A 6211-nucleotide genomic window follows, 5' to 3' on the forward strand; every position below is an offset into this window, starting at 1 on the left:
CACGGTGATCCGCACCTGACCTGCGGCGGGCTCCGGGTCGGAGACCTCCTCGACGAGGAGGTTCGAGGCCGGGCCGAACTCGTACTGCCGAATCGCGAACATGCTCGTGACGCTACGAACTCGACCTAACTGGAGGTCAAGGGAGCGCTTACATCCAGTCGGGCGACGCGGTCCCGTTGAAGGCGTTTCAGGTCGGCGGGCGCGTTCTCGGCGATCCAGAGGCCGTGGCCGACTCCGGGTCCGGGTCCGGCGAGGATGCCCTGGGATTGTGCCGCCTGGCGATGAAGTTCTCGGACGGACCTCGGCCATCAGGGCGGTGCCCGTAACTCCTTCGGGTAGAGATCCGGCTGAGGTGGCGCCGCTCGGGGAAGGATCGAGGTTGTGACGCTGGGACCTGAGTCGATGACGTGGCGGCTGGGCTGGTACACGCGGTTCGAGCTGGTGGTGCTGGGGCGGGCCGTGCTGATGCAGGTCGCGCACCCGGTCATCGCCGCCGCCGTGCGCGACGGGTACCGCGCGGACCCGTTCGCGCGGTTGACGCGGACGATCACCTCTTCGCAGCTGCGGTTGTTCGGTGGTGAGCAGGCCGCTGAGGAGGCTCGGCGGCTGGTCGAGTGGCACGCGCGGATTCCCGGGGCCGACGAGGAGTTGTTCCGGTGGGTTCACGCCACCAGCTTCGACTCGTTGCTCACGGCCTACCGGTTGCTGCGGCCGCGGCTGCCCGCCATCCACGAGCAGCGGTTGTACGGGGAGTGGCGGGACACCGGGCGGGCGCTCGGCATCAGGTCGATGCCGGAGGACCTCGAAGCGTTGCGGGAGTACGTCGACGACGTGGTGGCCACGCAGTTGATGCCCACCGACGGTGTGGAAGGTCTGCTGGAGGCGTTCGAGCTGCGGTCGGGCAGAGCGCCAGGCTCCGAGCACCTGCCGAGTGCGCTCTGGCCGTTGGTGCGGCCCGTCGCGGCGCAGGTGTTGCCGGACTTCGCTGTCGGCACGTTGCCGCCGGAGTTGCGGGACAAGCTCGGTCTGGAGTGGACGGACGGTGACGAGCGCAGGCTCAGGCTCTGGATCCGGGCCATCCGGGTCATGTCCGCCTGCGTCCCTGCCAGTTTGCTGCACTACCCGATGCCGTACCAGGCGATGCTCAGTGCGCGATCATCACGTGTTTGACGCGGGTGTAGTCCTCCAGGCCGTGCAGTGACAGGTCTTTGCCGTAGCCCGACGCGCCGAAACCGCCGTGCGGCATCTCGGGCGCGACGAGGCCGTGCGTGTTGACCCACACGATGCCGAAGTCGAGCCGGGACGAGAGCCGAGCGGCGCGGCCGGTGTCGCGGGTCCAGATCGACGACGCCAGGCCCTGCGGGACGCCGTTCGCCAGAGCGACGGCCTCGTCGTCGGAGTCGAACGACTGCACGGTGATCACCGGTGCGAAGGGTTCCTCCTGGACGAGTTCGGAGGACTGGTCCAGGCCGGTGATCACGGTGGGCTCCAGGAAGAACCCGGCCGAACCGTGCTGCTTCCCTCCACAGTGGACGATACCGGAGGACCGGGACAGCAGGCCGAGCACGCGGGTGAGCTGGGCCTGGCTGTTGAGCGGGCCGAAGTCCACGCCGGGGACGTGCGAGGACGCCGTTCTCACCAGTGCGGCGACGAACTCGTCGTGCACGGCCGAGTGCACGAGCACGCGGGTGGCGGCGGTGCAGTCCTGGCCCGCGTTGTAGAAGGCGGCACCGACGATTCCCGACACAGCGGCGTCCACGTCCACATCGTCGAACACCAGAACCGGTGCGTTGCCGCCCAGTTCGAGGTGCGTGCGCTTCACGGTCGCGGCGGCAGCGCGGGCCACCTCGACGCCCGCGCGGGTCGAGCCGGTCAGCGACACCATCGCGGGAACCGGGTGCGAGACCAGGAGACGGCCGGTGTCGCGGTCGCCCAGCACGACGTTGAACACCCCAGCGGGCAGCACCGAGGAAGCCAGGGACGCCAGCAGCACCGAGGACGACGGCGTGGTGTCGGAGGGCTTCAGGACGACGGTGTTGCCCGCGGCCAGCGCGGGAGCGATCTTCCACACGGCCATCATCAGCGGGTAGTTCCACGGCGTGATCTGCGCGATCACGCCGACCGGCTCACGGCGCTGGTACGAGGTGTGGCCGGCGATGTAATCGCCCGCGGCGGCGGCACCCAGGGCGCGGGCGGCACCGGCGAAGAACCGGATCTGGTCCACGCACTGGGGAATCTCCTCGTCCAGCACGACCGAGCGGATCTTGCCGGTCTCGCGGACCTCGGCGTCGGCGACCTCGTCCGCACGGGCATCGAGCAGGTCCGCGAGCTTCAGCAACGCCAGCTGGCGCTCGCCGGGAGTGGTGCGCGACCACGCGGGAAAGGCGCGCGCGGCGGCCTGGACGGCGGCGTCGACCTCGGCGGCACGGGAGACGGCGGTGCGGCCGAACTCCTCACCGGTCGCCGGGTCCACGAGCGGTGAGGTCTCCTCCGAAGCGACGGAAGCGCCGTTGACGAAGTTCGCGACGATCACGTGTGCTCCAGGTGCGTGGGGGCGAACATGCGCAGCACCGCGGGCAGCACCACGACGTGCGGGCCGTCCGCGGCGAACGCCTCGACGAGGTCCTCCCGCAGCGACTCGGGCGTGCTGCGGGTGGCGGGCACGCCGAACGCCCCGGCGAGCGCCACGAAGTCCGGGCGCGTGAGCTCGGTGCCGGTGGCCTGGCCGAACGCGTCGGTCATGTACTCGCGCAGGATGCCGTAGCCGCCGTCGTCGACGATCAGCCACACGACCCGCGAACCGTGCTGGGCGGCCGTGGCCAGTTCGGAGATCCCGTACATCGCACCGCCGTCGCCGGACACCGCGAGCACCGGACCGTCGACGGCCGCCGCCACTCCCAGCGCCGCGGGGAAGCCGTAGCCGAGACCACCGGCGCCCTGCGCCGAGAACTGCGCGCCACCACGCGGATCCCACGCAGACCACGCCCAGTAGGCCAGGATCGTCATGTCCCAGCACGTGGGCGTGCCGTCCGGAACCGCCGACCGCAGCGCCTCCAGCACCTGCCACTCCAGGTCCAGCTCCTGCGCGGCGAACCGGTCCCGGACGCGGTCCAGCAGCTCCCGCACGCGTTCTTCCGCGACGCCGTCGGCGACGCGTGCCGTCACGCCGGAAGCCAGGGCGCGCAAGGCGAGCCGGGCGTCGGCGTGGATCCCCAGCGCAGGGTAGTTCGACTCCAGCTTGCCGAGATCGGCCTCGATCTGGATCACCGCGCCACCGGGCCGGAACGTCCGGTAGTTGCTGGACAGCTCGCCCAGTCCGGAACCCACGACCAGCAGCACGTCCGCGTCGGCCAGGAACGTCGTGGTGTGCCGGTCCTCCAGCCACGACCGCGCGGAGAGCGGGTGCTCCCAGGGGAAGTTGCCCTTCCCGCCGAACGTCGTCACCACCGGCGCCCGCAGCTTCTCCGCCAGCTCCAGCAACTCCTCGGCGGAGGCACCGCCGCCGGCCAGGACCACGGGCCGGGAGGCGCCGTCCAGCAACCGCACGGCCTCGGCGACCAGCTCGGCCGGTGGAGGCAGCGGCCGGGCCGACCACGGCGCCGACGTCACCGGCGGCACGGACGCGGGCGCGAGCAGCACGTCCTGCGGGATCTCCACCCACACCGGCCCGAACGGCGCGGTCATCGCGACCTCCCACGCCTCCACCAGTGCCGGCGCGATCTGCGAGACGTGCCGGACGAGCCGCGCGTGCTTGACCACCCCGCGGAACGACGCGAGCTGGTCGGGCAGCTCGTGCAGGTACCCGCCGCGCACCCCGCCGAGGCCGGCCGACGGGATCTGCGACGAGATCCCGAGCACCGGCGCGGAGGAGGCGGCGGACTCCTGCAGCCCGGCCAGCGTCTGCAGGGCGCCGGGCCCGGTGGAGACCAGGAGCGGCGTCACGGAACGGGTGACGCGTGCGTGCCCGTCGGCGGCGAAGGCGGCGTTGACCTCGGTCCGCGACCCGACGTACCGCAGCCCGGAGCGGCGAAGAGCGTCGAACAGGCCCAGGGCGTGCTGTCCGGGGATGCCGAACACGGTCTGCGCGCCGAGCGCCTCCACCGTCTCGACGACGACATCACCGCCGGTGCGAGTCACGCGTCCTCCTTCAACGCCAGCAGGCTCACGAGGTCGTAGGTCACGTGCGAGGCTGCCACAGACGTGATGTCCGCGTGGTCGTAGGCAGGGGCGACCTCCACCACGTCCACGCCTCGCGCTCCGGTGGCTCGATTAATTCCTTTGCGGGCCGTCCGGTTGTTCGGTCATCATTGTTCCATGATTACCGCAGAGGAATGGGCCGGAGCGCCCTCGAAGCTGTGACCAGCTAGTTCACTTTCCGCTATTCTCTGCGAGCATTTGTACTTGAATGCTCGTCCTCGGCGTGTTCGTCCAGTGGTCAGGACACCGGATTCTCACTCCGGAAACACGGGTTCGATCCCCGTACGCGCTACGTGGCCCGGTCTCAGTGGGGTGGACCGGGCCGTCTTCCGACACGGTTCATGTCAGACGGACCCAAAGAATCTTCGAAAACTTCGCCCGAATGGTCTAGGCGCCAGTTACGCTCTGCGAATGGCCGCGGTCCCCGCCTTCGCACGCCACGAGGTCGACGTACGTCGGCCGAACGCCGCGCGGATCCACGACTTCTACTTGGGCGGCGCGCACAACTACGCCGCCGACAGGGCGTTCGCCAAGCAGGCCGTCCGGATAGACCCCGAACTGCCGCGGATCACGCGCGCGCACCGCTCGTTCCTGCGCCACGCCGTCCGCCACTGCTGGGCGGCCGGCGTACGTCAGTTCCTCGACCTCGGCTCGGGCATCCCGACCTGCGGTTCGACCCACCAGACGCTGCCGGAGGCCCGCGTGGTCTACGTGGACTCCGATCCGGTGACGGTGGCGTTCGGCCGCGGACTGTTGAGGGGCGAACCGCGGGCGTGCGCCGTGGAGGCGGACCTGCGCCGTCCCGAGCAGGTGCTGCGGCATCCGGGTGTGATGTCGCATCTGGACCTTCGCGAGCCGTACGCGGTGCTGATGGTCGACGTCCTCCGGTACGTCGACGACGCCACCGGTCCCGGCCGCGTCGTGCGCCGCTACCGGCACGCGTTACCCGCGGGCGGGTTCCTCGTCGTGTCGCACCCGGCTCCGGTCGGGCAGCTCATGGAGGGCCTGTCGACGGAGGCGACCTGCGCGGTGCCCGGCGCGTACGCGGGAATCGGCCGCAAGGGCAGTATCTGACGGTCGCGTGCCGCCTCTTGTGCGCGCGTGGTGCACGTGGCCAAGAAGAACGTGATCGTCCTCCGGAATGGAATGCCGGGCGTGTCGCTGACCGGGCTGGGCGGTTTGCGGAACGTGAGCGCGGGGTAGTCAGGCGGCGACAAGAACGGAGCCTGGAGGGCGACATGACCCACCGCGTCACTGTCAAGGTCGCCGGTCTGCAACCGGTGCAAATGCTGGCCGCTCTGGCCGGCATCGCGTTCATCGTGTTCGGCGTCGTGGGCTTCACACGCACCGGGGTCGGCGACTGGGCCGCCCAGTCCCACGTGCTCGGGTTCTCCGTGAACCCGCTGCACAACCTGGTGATGGTGGTCGTCGGCGTGCTCGGACTGCTCATGGCTCTCGGGTCGGGCCTCTCCCGCCTGTACGGCTGGCTGCTGTTCGCGGGCTTCGCCGCGCTCTTCGTGTGGGACCTCATGATCACGGGGATCCTGGCCCAGAACCCGGCTGAGCAGTACGGCAACCCGTTGGCGGTCAACACCAACGACAACTGGCTGCACCTCGGCCTCGCGATCTTCGGCCTGCTGCTCGCGGTGATGCCCGCGCGCCGCAAGCTGATCGAGGAGGAGGAGCCGGTCGTGCCGGAGCCGCGTTCGGAGGCGTTCCGCGAGGACCGGGTCCACGACGAGCACGCCCGCGACGAGCACCTTCACGGCGAGCACGTCCGCGACGAGCGGGTGGAGCCCGCTGTCAGCCCGGTCGCGCCGACCCAGCCGATCACCAAGCAGGACGCGGTGGTCGACCCGAAGACCGAGCGCGTCAACAAGGACACGATCAGGCACTAGTTTTCGGAACACGATTTCGGTTTTCCGGACATCTCCCCTTCGTCCGGTCCCGGGCAGTCCCCCTGTCCGGTGCAGACGCGCCGTGAGAGTCCTTGATGTGGCTCTCACGGCGCGTC

The 6211-nt window shown here is 70.2% G+C and carries 5 protein-coding genes, 1 tRNA gene and 1 pseudogene; 4 read left to right on the top strand and 3 right to left on the bottom strand.

Going from position 1 to position 6211, the window contains the following annotated elements; genetic code table 11:
* The first annotated feature begins 381 nt into the window (after window positions 1-381).
* Complete coding sequence (locus VM306_RS09875) at window positions 382-1170, top strand: oxygenase MpaB family protein (protein WP_325513282.1); 789 nt, start codon at window positions 382-384, stop codon at window positions 1168-1170.
* Here VM306_RS09875 and VM306_RS09880 read toward each other — a convergent pair.
* The 3 genes and pseudogenes from VM306_RS09880 to VM306_RS09890 all read right to left on the bottom strand — a co-directional run.
* Entirely contained in the window at window positions 1145-2533 is a 1389-nt protein-coding gene (locus VM306_RS09880; RefSeq protein ID WP_325513284.1) for an aminobutyraldehyde dehydrogenase, read from the bottom strand. The genes VM306_RS09875 and VM306_RS09880 overlap by 26 nt on opposite strands.
* Window positions 2530-4137, bottom strand: a complete 1608-nt coding sequence (locus tag VM306_RS09885) for a thiamine pyrophosphate-binding protein (protein WP_325513286.1) — start codon at window positions 4135-4137, stop codon at window positions 2530-2532. The genes VM306_RS09880 and VM306_RS09885 overlap by 4 nt, the downstream gene beginning before the upstream one ends.
* Window positions 4134-4250 (bottom strand): annotated as a pseudogene (locus VM306_RS09890) (arginase family protein); the annotation flags it as partial. The pseudogene VM306_RS09890 and the gene VM306_RS09885, both read right to left, overlap by 4 nt.
* A gap of 167 nt (window positions 4251-4417) precedes the next feature.
* Here VM306_RS09890 and VM306_RS09895 point away from each other — a divergent pair.
* From VM306_RS09895 to VM306_RS09905, 3 genes are all read left to right on the top strand, one after another.
* A tRNA-Glu gene (locus VM306_RS09895) sits at window positions 4418-4489 on the top strand.
* Window positions 4490-4608: 119 nt separating this feature from the next.
* Window positions 4609-5271, top strand: coding sequence for an SAM-dependent methyltransferase (locus tag VM306_RS09900; RefSeq protein WP_325513288.1), 663 nt, complete (start codon window positions 4609-4611; stop codon window positions 5269-5271).
* A 164-nt stretch (window positions 5272-5435) separates the two neighbouring features.
* Window positions 5436-6095 (top strand): DUF4383 domain-containing protein, encoded by a 660-nt coding sequence (locus VM306_RS09905; RefSeq protein WP_325513290.1) that lies wholly within the window; start codon window positions 5436-5438, stop codon window positions 6093-6095.
* The last annotated feature ends 116 nt before the right edge of the window (window positions 6096-6211 follow it).

Origin of the sequence: Lentzea sp. (assembly GCF_035525475.1) — a bacterium.
Lineage (GTDB): Bacteria > Actinomycetota > Actinomycetes > Mycobacteriales > Pseudonocardiaceae > Lentzea.

Coding starts and splice junctions, on each gene's coding strand:
- VM306_RS09900 (WP_325513288.1), top strand. CDS start 4,609: ATGGCCGCGGTCCCCGCCTTCGCACGCCACGAGGTCGACGTACGTCGG.
- VM306_RS09905 (WP_325513290.1), top strand. CDS start 5,436: ATGACCCACCGCGTCACTGTCAAGGTCGCCGGTCTGCAACCGGTGCAA.